Here is a 16706-nt window from a genome sequence, read left to right as displayed (position 1 = left end):
GACGGCTCCCCGCGAGGTGATCCGGTGTCAGCGGGCAGTGGTGCCCGCGGTCTCCGGGGTGAGCGGCCCTGTACCGCCGAACTCACGCCTGGTCTGCGGTGACACGGCGCGCGACCCGGCGATCCCGCTGTAGAGCGGCACGGAGGACGTCGGGATGCGCTTCATGGTGGTGCGGTCCACCTCGTAGAGGCCGAAGCGCGCCGCGTAGCCGGTCAGCCACTCGAAGTTGTCGAGCAGGCTCCAGTGGTAGTAGCCGCGCACGTCGACGCCTTCGGCGCGCGCCTGGGCGATCTGCTCCAGCGTGCGCACGATGTGCTGGGAACGGCGCTCACCGTTCTCGGTGGCGATGCCCGACTCGGTCACCACCAGCGGCAGTCCGCGGTAGCGCTTGCCGTACTCGCGCAGCACGCCGGTCAGCCCCTGCATGGAGGCCTCGTAGCCCATGGCGGGCACGAAGTAGGACGGGTCGCGGTAGGGGAGGCAGGGCGCCGTGGTGCACAGGTCGACGTCGATCACCGGGTAGGGCGGGTTGCCGCCGCCGGAGGCACCGCGCGCGGAGACGCCGATGCGGGCGTACGACTGGGGGCCGAGCCAGTCGAGGGTGCCCGCCCACTCGGGGTGCCGCTCGTCGACGACTCCGTCGAGGTTGTTGTCGAAGGTGCCCCGCCACAGGGCGTCGACGAAGCCGTAGTCGGTGTACTGGCGGTAGCGGTCACGGGCCGCGATGTCGAGCGGGTCCTTGCTGACCTTGCCGTCGCGGATGGGGACGTACTCCTGGGCGCCGACGGTCAGGCCGATGCTGGAGGCCGCGCCGTCCCGGTCGGCGTCGACCCGGTCGACGGCCTTGATGGCCCGGTACATCGCCACGTGCGCCATGATGTAGCGGCGCTGCGCGGTGGTGAACTTGGCCAGGTTGGCCGGGTTGAGGTTCGCCTTTCCGGGCGGGCCGGCCCCGAACGCGTGGGAGAAGGTCATGTAGACCATCGGCTCGTTCAGGGTCACCCACTCGTCGACGCGGGCGCCGTAGCGCTCGGCGGCCAGCTTGGCGAACTCGGCCATCTCCTCGACGACCAGTTCGCCGCCCTGCGGGTGGTCCAGGCCGCACAGGTTGGTGTCGCTCGGCCCCTTCTCGCAGCCCGGGTCGCGCGGGTCGTCGACCCATACGGGATTGGCGAAGTGGTGAAGGGTGATCATCGGGCGGATGCCCTTGGCGGCGAGGGCCTGAAGCTGCTTGTCGTAGTGCGCCAGGGCCGCTTCGTCGATCTTGTCGCGCTGCGGCTCGATCCTGGACCACTCGATCCCGAAGCGGTACGAATCCACGTTGAGGTCGTCGACGAGGCCGACGTCCTGGACGGCCCGCGTGTAGCCGCCGACGCCGTCACCGACGAACGGGCTCTTGCCGAGCCCCTCGGGCGCCGGCTTGGACCACAGGTACCAGTCGTTGTTGGTGTTCTGGTCCTCGATCTGCGTCGCGGAGCTCGAGACACCGAACCGGAAGCTGCCCTTGCCGGAGGGCTGTGAGACCGAGCCGATGGCGGGGAAGGACAGCTTCCCCGGACCGCTCGTGCCCTCCTGGGTACCGGTGTGGGCGTTCACCCCGGGCGTGAGGACGACGGCGAGCAGGGCCGCCGCCAAGGATGTGCCTATCAGTCTTTTCACGCTGTCTTCCTCGTTCGGAGGCGGATTCGTGTGGCAAGCCGCCGACTCAGCGGCGCCCCGGACTTCCGGCGTCCGACCGGGCGGACAGACGAAACCGGCCACGCCATCCCGCGGGGAATGACGTGGCCGGTGTCGTGACGGGGAGTGTGCCCGGTCGAGTCAACAGCGGCGGACGGAACTCGCGGGATGCCACACCGGCATCATCGCCCCGTCCGCTTGAGCGTGGCTCGAACTCAGCGGCCGCTCGCGGCCACGTAGGACTCGATGGCGTCCGCGGCGACGGCGGGGCCGTCGACCTGGCGCATCCGCTCACCCATGGCGCGGGTGCGGTCGGCGATCGCCCGGTCCGCCGACACCTCGTCGACGGCCTTGCGCAGGCTCTCCAGGCCGAAGTCCTCGCGGGTGAGCATGCGGCCGAAGCCCAGCTCCTCCACACGCAGGCCGTTGGCGCGCTGCTCGCTCATCTGCGGGCTGACCACCATCGGCACCCCGTTGTAGAGGGACTCCATGACGCTGTTCATGCCGCCGTGCGTGATGAACAGGTCGGCGTGACGCAGCACGTCGAGCTGCGGGACGCTGCGCCGGACCTCGAAGTTGGCGGGCAGCGGGGCGAGTTCCGCCGGGTCGAGGTTGTCGCCGACGGCCATGACGACGTCGAAGCGGGAGCCGGTGAACGCCTCGACACAGGTCTTGAAGAACTCCGGCCAGCCGGTGGCGGCCGTGCCGAGGGAGATGAGGAGGACCGGACGGTCCTGCGAGGCGGGCTGCCACGAGCCCTGGAAGCCGGACCGGTCGCCGAGGCAGGGCCCCGCGAAGACGAACCGCTCGTCGAACGTGTCCCCGTCGTAGTGGAAGTCACGGGGCAGGAAGATGATGCCGCGCTGCGGCGGCTCCATGAAGAACTCCATGGCCGTCTTGCCGGGGAATCCGAGATCGGGGAGCTTCTCGTCGAGCCTGGCGATCATCTCCATGACCAGCGGGTCGGAGAATTCGGCCATGGGGAACTTGGCCTGGATGGAGAAGTGCTCGTTCATCCCGTACGACGGGAAGAGCCGCATCACCGGAATGTCCCGCGTGGCTCCGTAGAAACGCCCGCCCCACGCCATGAAGTCATGGAGAATCACATCGGGTCGGTTGTCCTGGTAGAAGCCCTCCACCTGGTCGACCAGGGAAAGGGACTCCTCCAGGGTGCGCAGCCCCTCTCCGGAAATCGCTTCCGCGGTGAAGGGATTTGTGTAGTACTGGCCGAACACGGAGTTGTACCGGACCGCTTCCGCACCGAGTGACTCAATGGCCGGAGCGAAGTGATCCGTGGTGGTGCAGGTGACCCGGTGACCACGCTTGACGAGTTCTGCCACAACCCCCAGCGTCGGGTTCAGGTGCCCGAATGCGGGAAAGTTGAAGAACGCGATGTGAGATGTCATCGAACACCTTCTCCTAGCGACGACAGGGAAATCCGTTGACGGCAATCCGGGACTGTACCAGCGGCCCGGACCCGGCGCTGCCGTCAACGGCCGGCATCGTCTCAGAAGGGAACGGTCATCCCCAGCGCTCCCCGGAGACTTCCCAGTTGGCCTCCGTGATAGGCGTCGTGCATCTGCACCAGGGAGAGCGCGGACCCGAGCTTGGCGAGACGGGTCTTCCAGTAATCGTCAAGCGGAGCTTGAATCTCCACGGGGCACTCGCGGTGCAGATCCTCGACCGTCAGCGTGCTCACGAGTTCACGCAGCCGCTGGTGGATCTGCTTGTAGAGGCCGACCATCTCGTCCAGCGACGGGGCGCCCTCCCAGTCGACCTTGTCGCAGTCGCCGGCCCACTTGTCGTAGAACTCCAGGGAGAGGGCTATTCCGCCCTCCTGATAGAGCCCGGACACATAGTCCTTGGAGCACATCAGGTGGCCGAGGAACCAGAGTGCGGGCATGTGCCCCTCCGGCGCCGTGCGCGCGGTCTCGTTGTCGAAACCGTCGATGAGTTCCAGAATCATCTCGTAGGCAAGATCGAATTCCTGGAGCAAATGCGCACCCAGGGCGTCCGTGGTCGGGGCCACCGGGGAGATGGTCACTTGTTCCTCCTCTGCTGGGCCAGTCGTGCCCGTACCTCATCAAAAGTGGGAAGGGTCGGCGAATGGCTCACCCAGCGGGTCCCTTCCCAGGCGTACGCGAGATTCTTCGTCTTGCGTACCGCGTTCATGTGCCCCTCGGACTGGAGGAATCCCGTCAGGGCGTCCTCGTCCTCCCAGACGGCGAGGGCGCGCGAGCTCATCCAGCACTTCTGGGAGATGGCGAAGGTGGCGGCGATCAGCCCCTCGCGGCCCCACAGCTCCTCCAGGAGGACCCGGTTCAGCTCGGTGGCGACCTCCATCGCGTTGGGCTTGGGCCAGCCCCCGGAGGTGGCGACGACATAGGTGTCCGGCAGCGGCGCCCGCAGAGCGCCGGTCTCCGGGTCGATGCCCGGCCCGGTCCACGGCACCATGATCTCGAGGTCGGACTCGTCGCACGCGGCGAACTCCTCGACCGTGGTGGGAACCGGCCGGGACGCGAGGTCCAGGAGGGGCTCCGCCGTCATGCCGCCGCCTCCTTGCGGCGGACCGGAAGCTGCACGAACTCGGAGATGAGCAGGCGCAGCACCAGCATCTTCGACTCGCCGGCGAGCTCCAGCGTCGGCAGCACGGGCAGCAGGGCGCGGAACATGGCCCGCAGTTCGGTCTTCGCGAGTGCGGCGCCGATGCAGCGGTGCTCCCCGTTGCCGCCGAACGCGATGTGCCGGTTCGGGCTGCGGGTGATGTCGAAGCGGTACGGGTCGGGGAAGACGTCCGGGTCGCGGTTGGCCGCCGGGAAGAACATGGCGACGGTCTCGCCCTTGCGGATGCGCTGACCGCGGATCTCCGTGTCCCGCATGGCCGTGCGGGCCATCACCACGGCGACCGAGGTCCACCGGAGGATCTCGTCGACGGCGCCGTCCAGCAGCGACGGGTCGTCGATCAGCTTCTGGAGCTGGTCCGGGTTCTCCAGCAGCACCTTGATGCCGCCGGCGATGGCGTTGCGCGTGGTGCCGTTGCCCGCCTGGACCAGGTTGAAGAGCTGGTACGACATGTCGTGGAAGGCCAGCGGGCTGCCCTGGACGTTGGCCTTGGCGAGCCGGCTGAGGACGTCGGTGCCGCCGCTGCCGCCTTCCTCCATGCGCTTCTTCGCGAGACCGGACATGTACTGGTCCAGCTCGATCATGGCCCGCATGAAGCGGGCCTGCGCCTCCTCGCCCTCCTCCTGCTTGTAGCCCTTGTGGAAGGCGGAGGCGGTGTCCTGGTGCACGCGGAAGAGGTGGTCCCAGTCCTCCCCCGGCACTCCGAGCAGCTCGAAGATGGCGGCCAGCGGAAGCCGGGCGGCGAGGTCGTGCGCCACGTCGGCCGTGCCGTCCGTGTCGAGGCGCTCGACGAAGTCGGCGACGTAGGAGGTGGACAGCTCGAAGAAGCGCTCCTCCATGGCCGCCATGGCCTTGGGCGTGAAGCACGGGTACATGGCCTGGCGGACCTGGCGGTGCAGGGGCGCGTCCATGAAGCCGAGACCGGCCGGGTAGTCGGCCACGTGACCGTAGACCTGGCCGCGGCGCTCGCGCTCCATCTCCCACGGGTCGATCTCGTCCGGGGTCTCGATCGCCGTGCGCTCGCGGCAGGAGAACACGTCCGTGCTGCGGGCGACGAGGGAGATGTCCTCGTGCTTGGTCAGCGCCCAGAACGGCTCGTAGCCGGGGCGGTGGTACCAGTGGACGGGAGACTCCTCCCGCAGCCGGTCCCACTCCTCCCACGGGTAGCCCTTGTCGTCATAGAGCTGCTCACTCGTGATGTCGATCGCTGCGAGGGATTGCATAGCCGCTTGCCTTTCTTCAGCTCGGGTTGTTCTTCAGCAGGAACTCGACGATCGACGCCACGGTCTCCTCACGCCGTTCCGGCGCGTCGAAACCCGGCTCCATCAGGGTCGCCGCGGGCGCCTGAGCGGCGATCCGCCCGGCGACGTCCTCGGGCGCACGAGGGGACGTGCCCGCCAGCACCAGCAGCGGGGCGGTGAGCTCGCTGACGGCCGAGTCGGGGACGGAGAAGAACGCACGGCCGTCGGGGAACATCCCGTCCCGGAAGCGGACCAGCAGGGTGATGTACTTCTCGCGCCGGAAGGTGAGCATCTCCTTACGGAAGTCCTCGTCGTCGTGCAGCCGCTGGGCGAACGGGCCCGCCTCGGGGTTGCGGGCGAAGACGCCGTCCCTCGCCGCGGCCTCGAAGACCGCGCCGAGGCCCTCGGTCTCCGGGTCGTCGAAGCCGGCCGCGCGCACGAGCCGCATCGCCTCGTCGAAGAGCCCGAGGAAGTCGCCCAGCGAGTTGCCCTCACCGCGGCCCACCGGCTCCTGGGCCACCACCGAGCGCACCCGGCCCGGCGCCTCGTGGGCCAGCCGCCACGCGTGGGCGCAGCCGAAGCCGGCGGCCACCACGTGGGCCTGCTCGGCCCCTATCTCGTCCAGCACCGCGAGCTGGTCCCCGGCCGTCTGCTCGTAGGAGAACGGCAGGGCGGGGGCGGAGCTGCGGCCGGCGTGACGCTGGTCCATCACCACCACCCGGAAGTGCCGCGACAGCTCGCGGACCGGCTGGTAGAAGTTCTCCTCCCAGGACCGCGCCTCACTGCTCACCCCACCCGGGGCCAGCAGCAGCACGGGGAAGCCCTCACCGTGCACCTCGTAGTGGATCCGCGCACCGTCGGGACGGACAATCTCAGACATTCTTCTCTCCCATGGCTTTCTGCATTGCCGCCACCAGCTCTGCGGCCATCGCTTCACTGTTCTCGATCGGAGCCGCGTGACTGCCGTCGATGACGCGGTGCACGAACTCCCCTCGCGTGAGGTGCTGCCAGCCCCGCGCCGTCTCCTCGGGAAGCACGGGATCGTCCTTGGCCGTGACGGCGACGACGGGGATGCGCAGTGGCTCTCGCTCGGCACCGAGCAGGGATTCCCGATGATTCATCGACAGGATCGCGTCGTGGTGGAGCGCGGAGGCATAGGTGGTCAGAAGCTCCTCACTGGCCAGGACGTCGTCCGGCAGGATGCCCTCGAGGGCGCGTGCGAGCTCGCCGGCGGTGATCCCGTCGAGCGACTTCGCCAGGTCCTCCATCCGCCTCATCGCGGGCGGCACCTCCGCGTACGGCGGCATGGCGCAGGCCGGTACCAGCGTGAGCGCGGGCGCGTCCGGCAGCGCGGACAGCGCGTGCGCGAGCTCCCAGGCCATCCAGGACCCCTGACTGTGGCCGTAGACGACGGTCGGTACGGGCGTGCGGCTCGTCAGCTCGGCGCTGATCGCGGCCACCACGTCCCGCATGGAGGTCGCGGGGTCCTCGCCCGTCCGGCTCTCGCGGCCGGGCATCTGCACGCCGAGCAGCTCGACGCCGTCCGGGACGTGCCGGATCAGGGGCACGTGACCGGCGGTCGTCCCGCCGCCGCCCGCGATGCAGACGATCCGGGCGTACGGCTCCTTGGCCGGCTTCAGCGTCCGCAGCCAGCGGCCGGACGCGCCCGACGCGGCCTCCGCCCCACCGGCGCCCACCAGTTCCTCGACCAGGTGGCCGGCTATGCCCAGGCAGCCCTCCTCCCCGAGGATGGTCTGCACCGGGATGCTCAGGCCGGTCTCGCGGGCGAGACGGCTGCGCACCCCGACGGCCATCAGGGAGTCCATGCCGAGCTGGAAAAGCGGCCGGCCGACGGCGACCTCACCGCTCGGCACCCCCAGGGCCTGGGCCGCCTCCCGGAGGACCAGCTCCAGCGCCATCGGCAGCCGGTCGCCCGCGGCGGCCCCGGCGAGGCGTTCGCGGAAACCGATGCCACGACCGCGGTGAGCCGACGGGCTCCGCTGTTCCGCGGCGGCCTCCACCGCCTGCTTCCTGAGCCAGTCCTCCAGCAGCGGCAGGACGTCCGCGACGCTCTTCTCGAGACGTTCCGGCGCGTCCAGCAGCTCCATGACCCGCGACGGGCCGCCGGAGCTGACGGCCTCCCAGAGGGCTTCGGCCGCCCGGCTCCCCAGGGGGGACGACGCGCGGTGCGCCTCTCGCCAGTAGTGCTCGCGCTGGAAGGCGTACGTGGGCAGGTTCACCAGGGTGCCGGTGTGCTCGCCGAGGACCCGGTCCCAGTCCAGCTCGTGGCCATGGGCGTGCAGCAGGCCGACGTTGCGCAGCAGTTGGGCGACGGTGCCGTGGCCGCGGGCCAGGGAGCCGACGACGACGCCGCCGTGCCCGGCGCTGCCGTCCGTGAGCGCCATGGTCAGCACCGGGTGCGCGGATATCTCCACGAACACGGTGTGGCCGTCGGTCAGCAGCCCGTTCAGCGCCTTGTCGAGGCGGACGGGCTCGCGGAGGTTGCGGCACCAGTAGGTGCCGTCCAGCTCGGGCCCCTCGGCGACCCGGCCGGTCACCGTCGAGTGGAACGCGATGTCCGTGCGGCGGGGGGTCAGGGAGGCGAAGTCCTCCGCCAGGCCCGGCAGGATCGGGTCCACCTGCGCGCTGTGGGACGCGTAGTCGACGTTGATCTTCCGGGCGTAGACGTCCTTGGCGCCCAGCTCGTCGACGATCCGCGCGATCGCGTCCACCTGCCCGGAGATCACGGTCGATCCCTCGGTGTTGACCGCCGCGACCGACAGGGCCTCCCCGTACGGGGCGAGGAACTCCTCGACCTGCGCGACCGGGCGTTCGATCAGCGCCATCCCGCCCTGCCCGACGCAGGCCAGGGCGGCCCGGGAGCGCTGGGCGATGACCTGCGCGCCCTGCTCCAGCGACAGCGCCCCGCTGACGACGGCGGCGACGACCTCGCCCTGCGAGTGGCCCACCACGGCGGCGGGCTCCACACCCAGGGAACGCCATACCGCCGACAGGCCCACACCCATGGCGAACAGGGCCGGCTGGGCGACGTCCGCCCGGTCCAGCGGCGGGTGGTCCGCCCGCTCACCGGCGAGGACCTCCCGTACCGACCAGCCGGTGAAGGGCCGCAGGGCGGCGTCACACGCGTCGATCGTCTGCGCGAACACGTCGCTGGACGCGAGCAGTTCGCGGCCCATACCCGCCCACTGCGTCCCTCCGCCCGGGTAGACGAAGACGACCTTCCCGCGCCGCTCGGCGCTCCCGGTCACCACGGCGTCGTGCGGCCGGCCCTCGGACAGCGCGGTCAGCGCCTCCACCAGCTCGGCGGAGTCCGCCGCCACCACACTGGCGCGCGACTCGAAGTGCGTACGGTGCCGGGCGGCCGTCACCGCCACGTCCGCCACGGCCACATCGCCACGGCCCGACAGCCAGGACGCCCAGCGCCCGGCCTGCTCCCGCAGCGCCGCCTCATCCCGGCCCGACACCACCACCGGCAGCGGACCCTCGGCGACAGCCGTCTCGACCGGCTCGGCGACCGGAGGCTCCTCGAGGACCACGTGCGCGTTGGTACCGCCGAGGCCGAAGGCGCTGACCCCCGCGCGGCGCGGGCCGTCGGCCTGCTTCCAGTGCTTCAGCTCCGTGTTGACGTACAGCAGCTCCGGGTCGAGCTCCATCTCCGGGTTCGGCTTGTCGAAGTGCAGGCTCGGTACGAGCTGCCGGTGGTGGAGGGAGAGCACCGCCTTGATGAGTCCGGCGACCCCGGCCGCGGCGTCGGTGTGCCCGATGTTGGTCTTCACCGAGCCCAGGGCGCACGGCTCCGCGCGGCCGGTGGTCGCCAGGACCTGCTGGAGCGCCTGGACCTCGATCGGGTCACCGAGCGCGGTTCCCGTCCCGTGGGCCTCGACGTACCCGATCGTGTCCGCCGTGACACCGGCGTCCCGGTGGGCGGCCGCGATGACGCGGGCCTGCCCCTCGACGCTGGGCGCGGTGAACCCGACCTTGCTGGAACCGTCGTTGTTGATGGCGCTGCCGCGCAGGACGGCATAGACCGTGTCCCCGGCGGCCAGCGCGTCCGACAGGCGGCGCAGCACGACGACCCCGGCACCGTTGGCGAGGACCGTGCCTGCTCCGGCGGCGTCGAAGGCCCGGCAGGCGCCGTCGGGCGAGAACACCAGACCGGCCTGGTGGACGTACCCCTGCTCCATCGGGAAGGTGAGCGAGACGCCGCCCGCCAGGGCGATGTCGGACTCACCGCGCAGGAGACTCTCCCGGGCGAGGTGGGTGGCGACGAGGCTGGTGGAGCACGCCGTCTGGACGGTCAGCGCGGGTCCGCGCAGGTTGAGCTTGTGCGCGACCCTCGTGGCCAGGAAGTCGTTCTTCGTGCCCACCATGCTGCGGTAGAAGTCGGACACGTCGGTGGCGTCGTCGCTGCCGCGGTAGCCGCTCTGCCCGGAGCCGGCGAAGACGCCGATGGCACCGTCGAACCGCTGCGGCACCTGGCCCGCGTGCTCCAGCGCCTGCCAGGAGCACTCGAGGAAGAGCCGGTGCTGCGGATCCATCGCCTCGGCCTCGGCGGGCGAGCAGTCGAAGAAGTCGGCGTCGAACCGGGTGGCGTCCTCGACGTGCCCCTTGGCCGGCACGTAGTCGGGGTCGGACAGGAGGTCCTCCCCGATCCCCGCAGCCCTCAGCTCCTCGGGCGTGAAGTGCCGGATCGAGTCGGTGCCGTTCTTGAGGTTGGTCCAGAAGGTGTCGGCGTCCGGCGCTCCCGGCAGCCGGCAGGCGAAGCCGATGACCGCGACCGGCTCGTCGGCGGACGCACCGCGGCGGACCGGGGCACGGTCGGGCGCGGTGGCGTGCGAGGCGCCGCGCAGGAAGGCCGAGAGCTGCCGGACGGTCGGGTAGCGGAAGAGCGCCGAGAGGGGGAATTCGCGTCCCAGTCCCTCGCAGATGACCTTGTGCGCCTGGAGCGCGGTCATGGAACTGGCGCCCAGCTCGAAGAAGCCCCGGTCCCGGTCCACCCGGGTGAGATTGAGCACCCCGGCCCATGCACGGGCGATGAGGTCCTCCAGCGAGTCGTCGCCGCCCTGGGCCGCCGGGGCCGTGACGGGACCCGGCGCGGGCAGGGCGAGGATCGCCTTGCGGTCGACCTTCTTGTTGGGCGTGTGCGGCAGTTCGTCCATGGCGACGAGCTGCGAGGGCACCATGTAGGACGGGACGCGGGCGAGGAAGTACCGCAGCAGTTCGTCCTCGTCCGTGCCGTGGGCGCCGGACGGGACGTAATACAGGCACAGCCGGGGGTCGCTGCCCTCGTCACGGCGGACCACGGCGGCGCACTCGGCGACGGCCGGGTGTTCGCCGGCGACCGCTTCGATCTCCCCCAGCTCGATGCGGTGGCCGTACAGCTTGATCTGGGCGTCGCTGCGACCGCAGTACTCGAGGCTGCCGTCCTCGCGGTAGCGGACGATGTCCCCGGTGCCGTACATCCGGGCGCCGCTGTCGCCGGCGAACGGGTCGCGCACGAACCGTTCGGCGGTGAGCTCCGGGCGGTTCAGGTACCCGCGGGTGACGCCGAGGCCGCCGATGAACAGCTCGCCGCGGCTGCCGCGCGGTACACGCGAGCCGTAGCGGTCGAGGAGGTAGAGGCTGGTGTTGCGGACCGCGTCGCCCAGGGACACCTCGCCGGGCTCGGCGTGCCAGGTGGTGGACCACACCGTCGTCTCGGACGGGCCGTAGATGTTCGTGAGCCCGCCCCGGCAGGTGCTCATGAGCCTGGCCGCCAGGCCCCGGTCCAGCGCCTCGCCGCCGACGATCATCCGGTCGAGCCCGCGCAGCAGGGCACGTCCGGCGGAGTCCGCCAGGAGGAGCCGGGCGAGCGAGGGCGTGCACTGGAGGTGGGTCGGCGCGTACGAGCGGTAGGAGGACCACTCGCCGACGCTGCCCTGGGCGATCACGACGCGGTAGCCGCGGGTCAGCGTCCAGAGCAGTTCGACGGTCGAGATGTCGAACGACGGGCTGGTGACGGCCAGCCAGGTGTCGCCCGGGCCGCCGCCGATGCGCTCGTCCACCGCGTGGCAGAAGTTCACGAACTGGCTGTGCTCGATCAGCACACCCTTGGGCCTGCCCGTCGAACCGGACGTGTAGATCACGTACGCCAGGTCCCCCAGCGCGGGGGCGGTGATGTCCGGCAGCGCCTCCCCCGCGGGTACGGGAGCGTCATGGATGTCATCGGCGAGCAGGACCCGCACACCGGTGCCGGTCAGGTCGGCCGCGGTGGCGTCGCGGGTGATGACGACGTCGATGCCGCTGTCCTCGACGACGTACGCGACCCGTGCCTGCGGGTAGCCGGGGTCCACCGGCAGGTAGGCGCCGCCGGCCAGCCAGATGGCGAGCGCGGAGACGACGAGCTCGGCGGACCTGGGCAGGTGCACACCGACGGGAGTCTCGGGGCCGACGCCGGCGGCGCGCAGCTTGTCCGCCAGCGCGGCGGCACGCCACGCCATCTCGCGGTACGTCAGCTCGTGCCCGCCGGACACCAGTGCCACCGCGTCGGGCGTGCGGCGGACCTGGTCCCAGACCAGTTCCAGCGCGGTCGCCGTGCCGGGGGCGTGCGGGGTGACGCGGCCGCCGCGCTCGACGAGCCAGGCCAGCTCCTCGTCGGCGAGGAGGGCGTGAGCGCTCAGGGGGAGCTCCGGTTCCCGCACGATCGACTCGAGAAGCGTGCGGAAGTTGGCGACCATGCGCTGTGCGGCCGCCCTGCCCATGACGTGTGCCTGGTACTCGAACTCACCCCGCAGTTCGTCCCCGCACGGGATGAGCGTGATGCCGAGTTCGAACTTGGAGGCACCCCGGACGTTGCCCGCGAGGCTGCCGGACGAGGGGAGGTGCCAGGCCGCGTCGCCCTCTCCCACGGTGGGCATGGCGGCGCCCCCGTAGTTGAAGACGGCGCGGAAGAGGGGGTTCTCGTCACCCGTGCGCGCAGCGCCGACGGCGCGGACGACCTCGGTCAGCGGGACGCTCTGGTGCTCGAACACACCGCGCACGCGTGGCGACATCGCGGCGAGCAGGTCGTCGAACCGCGGGTCTCCCGTCAGGTCGCAGCGCAGCGGCAGCGTGTTGGCGAGGAACCCGAAGGTACCGGCCGTGCCCGGGAGCTGGCGGCTGGACCAGACGGTGCCGACGGCGAAGTCGTACTGGTCGGTGGTGCGCGCCAGCAGCGTGGCGAAGGCGCTGACCAGCACGGTGTAGGGGGTGACGGAGGTGCGGGAGGCGAGTGCCTCCAGCCCGGCCCGCAGGTCGGCGGGGACGGTGAAGTACAGCGTGTCCCCGCCCTCGTCGCCCTCTGCCACGGTGTCGGGGCCGGGCGGCAGCTCCAGCCGCTCCACGCCCTCGAGTTCCGTCGCGAAGAAACCGAGCGCCTCCTCGAAGCGTCCCTCGGCGATGCTGCGCTGCTCCCAGGCGGCGTAGTCGCCGAGGTGGAACTCGGCCTGCGCCGGGTCCGGTTCGCGACCCGCCGCGTACTCCTCGTAGGCGTGGAACAGTTCCATCAGGAACAGCGAGAGCGACCAGCCGTCGGTGACCGCGTGGTGGACGCTGAAGCACACCACCTGGTCGTCCGCCGCCAGGTCCAGCACGCGGCAGCGGAACAGCGAGGTGCCGCCGAGGAGGAACGGCTCCTGCTCCTCGTGCCGGAGGTGCTCGTCGAGCGCGTCCGGGCCGAGGTCGCGGAGGTCCGCGAAGGTGACGGCGACCGGCACGCCGGTGCGGACGACCTGGACGAGTTCGCCGTCCCGGGTCTCCAGTCCGGTGCGCAGCGCCTCATGACGGGCGGTGATCCACTCGAGGGAGCGGGTCAGCGTGGTGTGGTCGAGCGGCCGGGCGGTCCGGATCCGCAGGGCGACCTTGTACTGGGCGGAGCCCGGGTTCATCTGCTCCAGGAACCACAGGCGCCGCTGGCCCTCCGTCGCCGGGTGGACGTCGCGGGCCGCGGCACGCACCAGCGGCAGCGGCCCGGCGTCGTCGGCGGCCGCGGCGAGGACGTCCGAGAGCAGGTGCTCCGCGAGGTCCTCGGCCGTCGGGAAGGTGAAGGCGATGTTCGTGGGGAGGGTGCTGCCCGCCAGTTCGCACAGACGGTTGCGGAGCTGGAGGCCCATGATCGAGTCCAGGCCGAGCTCCTGGAGCCTCTTGTCCCCGGGCACCGGCTGCGCCGCGCCGAGCACCGCGGCGGCCTCGCGCCGGACGATGTCGGTCAGGGCGCCGAGCCGCTCGTGGTCGGCCAGAGCGGCCAGTCGCCCGCGCAGCCCGCCCTGCTTGCGGGGCCCGCCGCCGTCGGCGGTGCCGTCCGGCGCGCCCTGCTTCGGGGCCGCCGGCCGGGTGGTGGACGCCGGGGCCGGCACGTCGGCCCAGTAGTAGCGGCGCTGGAAGGGGTAGGTCGGTGCGTCGGCGGGGTCGGCGGCGGGACCGCCGCCCAGAACGCGGCTCCAGTCGACCCGGTGGCCCTGCACGTGCAGGGCGCCGACGGACCGCAGCACCTGGGACAGCCCGCCGCGGTCACGGCTGAGGCTGCCCACGACCACGCCGTGCACATCGGCGGTGGCGCTGGTCAGCGGCATGCTCAGCACCGGGTGGGGGCTGATCTCCACGAAGACGTCGTGGCCGCCCGCGACCAGTTCCCCGAGCGCCAGGTCCATGCGGACGGTGTCGCGGACGTTGCGGCACCAGTAGTCGGCGTCGAGCCGGGTGCCGTCGAGGAGGCCGCCGGTCACCGTGGAGTAGAACGGCACCCGGGCCGGGCGGGCCTCGATGCCGGCGAGCTGTTCGGCCAGCCACGGCAGGACCGGGTCGACGTGTGCGCTGTGTCCGGCGGTGTCGGACTGGATGCGGCGGCTGAAGACGTCGCGGCCCGCCAGCTCCTCCAGGAGCGACTCGATCGCGGCCACGTCGCCGGAGACGACCGCGGAGGCGGCGGTGTTGACGACGGCGACCGACAGGGCCTGGCCGTACGGGGCGATCAGTGCCTCGACCTCGGCGAGGGGCATCTCGACCAGCGCCATCGCCCCGCGGCCGCTGCACTCCCGGAGCTGCCCCTGGGAGCGCAGCGCCGTCAGGCGGGCGCCGTCCTCAAGGGACAGGGCGCCGGCGACCACGGCGGCCGGCACCTCGCCCTGGCTGGAGCCCACGACAGCGGCGGGCTCCACGCCCAGCGAGCGCCACAGCTCGGCCAGCCCGATCATGACGGCGAACAGGGCCGGCTGGAGGACGTCGATCCGCTCCAGGGACGGCAGGTCCTCGTTCGTGTCACCGCGGAGCAGTTCCAGTACGGACCAGCCGGTGTACGGCTTCAGCGCGGCGTCGCACCTCTCCACCGCCCGGCGGAACACCTCCGACTCGGCGAGCAGCGCCCGCCCCATCCCCGCCCACTGACTGCCCTGGCCGGGGAAGACGAACACGGCCTTGCCGCGCTCGCGGGCGCTGCCCACCACCGTGTCCGGGTGCGGGAGACCGTCGGCCAGCGCCCGCAGGGCGGCGACGGCCTCCCCCGCCCCGGCGGCGAGGACGGACGCCCGTGTCTCACCGTGGGAGCGGTGCAGGGCGGCCGTGCGCACCAGGTCGGCGAACGGCACGTCGGGGTTGGCCTCCAACCAGGAGGCCCAGCGCCCGGCCTGTGCGCCCAGCGCCTGCTCGTCGTGGCCGGACAGCACCAGCGGCAGAGTGGCCGGCAGCCCGTCGGGGGCCGTGGTGCCCGCCGCGGGGTCTGTCTCCTCGGGGACAGGGGCCTCTTCCAGCACCACGTGCGCGTTGGTGCCGCTGATGCCGAAGGCCGACACGCCCGCGCGGCGGGTGCGCTCGCCGCGGGACCATGCGCGGGCCTCCCGCAGCAGCTCCAGACCGCTGCCGTCCCAGGCGATGTGCGGGCTCGGCCGTTCGGCGTGCAGGGTCTTGGGCAGGGTCTCGTGCTGGAGCGCGAGCACCATCTTCATCACGCCGACGACACCGGCGGCGGCCTGGCAGTGCCCGATGTTGGATTTGGACGATCCCAGGTACACCGGTTCCCCGGCGTCACGCCCGGGGGCGAACACCCCGGCGAGCGCGCCCGCCTCGATCGGGTCGCCCAGCGGCGTGCCGGTGCCGTGGGCCTCGATGGCGTCGATGTCGGACGGGGTGAGCCGGCTCGCGGCGAGCGCGTCCTGGATGACCCGCTGCTGCGCGGGGCCGTTGGGCGCCGTCAGGCCCTGGCTGCGGCCGTCCTGGTTGACCGCGCTGCCGCGGATCACGGCCAGCACCCGGTCGCCGTCCCGCTGTGCGGCGGACAGCCGCTTCAACACGAGGATGCCGACGCCCTCGGACCAGCCTCCGCCGTCCGCCTCGGCCGAGAAGCTCTTGCACCGCCCGTCCGGGGACATCGCTCCGAGCCGGCTGGACTCCACGAACATGCCGGGGGAGCTCATGACCGTCACTCCGCCGGCCAGGGCCATGTCGCACTCGCCGTTGCGCAGCGCGGTGGCGGCCAGGTGGATCGCCACCAGGGAGGACGAGCACGCGGTGTCGACGGTGACCGCCGGGCCCTGAAGGCCCAGCGCGTAGGAGACGCGGCCGGAGATGACGCTGCACGACACACCGGTGCCCTGGTAACCGTCGAGCAGTTCCAGGTCGGTGCGGATCGTCTCGTAGTCGGGGCGCATGGCGCCGATGTAGACGCCGGTGCGGCTCCCCTTGAACTGGTCGCTGCGCAGCCCCGCGCGCTCCAGCGCCTCCCAGGAGGCCTCCAGGACGACCCGCTGCTGCGGCTCCATGGACTGGGCCTCGCGCGGCGAGATGCCGAAGAACTCCGCGTCGAACTTCTCGACGCCGTCGAGGAAGCCGCCCTCGCGCGCGTAGCTCTTGCCCGGGGTGCCCGGGTCGGGGTCGTACAGGTCGAAGGCGTCCCACCGGGAGGGCAGGGGGCCGATGGCGTCCCGTTCCTCGACGAGCAGGTCCCAGAACGCGCGGGGCGTGTCGACCCCGCCGGGCAGCCGGCAGGCCATGGCGACGATCGCCACCGGCTCGTGGCGCTGGTTCTCCAGCTCCGCGTTGCGCTGCTGGAGTTGCAGGACGGCGGCCATGGCCCTGCGCAGTCGCTCCTCGTTGGCTTGGGCGTTCATCGTTGCCTTCCGTCTCTCTCCAACAGTC

Annotated in this window: 7 protein-coding genes; all 7 read right to left on the bottom strand. The window is 71.6% G+C overall.

The genetic code is table 11. The annotated features are described in order from the left end of the window. Nucleotides 1-27 precede the first annotated feature (27 nt). The gene (locus E2B92_RS31265; protein WP_160159810.1) at nucleotides 28-1659 is read right to left on the bottom strand and encodes a glycoside hydrolase family 1 protein; all 1632 of its coding nucleotides are present in this window, start codon (nucleotides 1657-1659) and stop codon (nucleotides 28-30) included. Between the two features lie 233 nt (nucleotides 1660-1892). Then, complete coding sequence (locus tag E2B92_RS31260; protein WP_126883818.1) at nucleotides 1893-3083, bottom strand: macrolide family glycosyltransferase; 1191 nt, start codon at nucleotides 3081-3083, stop codon at nucleotides 1893-1895. A 101-nt stretch (nucleotides 3084-3184) separates the two neighbouring features. After that, nucleotides 3185-3721: a DinB family protein gene (locus E2B92_RS31255; protein ID WP_126883819.1), complete on the bottom strand. Its 537-nt coding sequence runs from the start codon at nucleotides 3719-3721 to the stop codon at nucleotides 3185-3187. Continuing rightward, nucleotides 3718-4224, bottom strand: coding sequence for a hypothetical protein (locus E2B92_RS31250; protein WP_126883820.1), 507 nt, complete (start codon nucleotides 4222-4224; stop codon nucleotides 3718-3720). Before E2B92_RS31250 ends, E2B92_RS31255 begins: the two co-directional genes overlap by 4 nt. Then, nucleotides 4221-5522, bottom strand: a complete 1302-nt coding sequence (locus E2B92_RS31245; protein ID WP_126883821.1) for a cytochrome P450 — start codon at nucleotides 5520-5522, stop codon at nucleotides 4221-4223. The genes E2B92_RS31250 and E2B92_RS31245 overlap by 4 nt, the downstream gene beginning before the upstream one ends. Before the next feature lie 16 nt (nucleotides 5523-5538). After that, nucleotides 5539-6420 (bottom strand): alpha/beta fold hydrolase, encoded by an 882-nt coding sequence (locus E2B92_RS31240; RefSeq protein WP_126883822.1) that lies wholly within the window; start codon nucleotides 6418-6420, stop codon nucleotides 5539-5541. Then, the gene (locus tag E2B92_RS31235) at nucleotides 6413-16678 is read right to left on the bottom strand and encodes a non-ribosomal peptide synthetase/type I polyketide synthase (RefSeq protein WP_126883823.1); all 10266 of its coding nucleotides are present in this window, start codon (nucleotides 16676-16678) and stop codon (nucleotides 6413-6415) included. The genes E2B92_RS31240 and E2B92_RS31235 overlap by 8 nt, the downstream gene beginning before the upstream one ends. Nucleotides 16679-16706 lie beyond the last annotated feature (28 nt).

Origin of the sequence: Streptomyces sp. WAC05374 (assembly GCF_004353505.1) — a bacterium.
In the GTDB taxonomy this organism is placed as follows: Bacteria; Actinomycetota; Actinomycetes; order Streptomycetales; family Streptomycetaceae; genus Streptomyces.
Note: the sequence above shows the minus strand (reverse complement) of the source record. Positions and strands in the feature narration are given on the sequence as shown.

Excerpts from the sequence above, each read along its gene's own strand:
- E2B92_RS31260 (WP_126883818.1), bottom strand. The coding sequence starts at position 3,083 with ATGACATCTCACATCGCGTTCTTCAACTTTCCCGCATTCGGGCACCTG.
- E2B92_RS31250 (WP_126883820.1), bottom strand. The coding sequence starts at position 4,224 with ATGACGGCGGAGCCCCTCCTGGACCTCGCGTCCCGGCCGGTTCCCACC.
- E2B92_RS31245 (WP_126883821.1), bottom strand. The coding sequence starts at position 5,522 with ATGCAATCCCTCGCAGCGATCGACATCACGAGTGAGCAGCTCTATGAC.
- E2B92_RS31240 (WP_126883822.1), bottom strand. The coding sequence starts at position 6,420 with ATGTCTGAGATTGTCCGTCCCGACGGTGCGCGGATCCACTACGAGGTG.
- E2B92_RS31235 (WP_126883823.1), bottom strand. The coding sequence starts at position 16,678 with ATGAACGCCCAAGCCAACGAGGAGCGACTGCGCAGGGCCATGGCCGCC.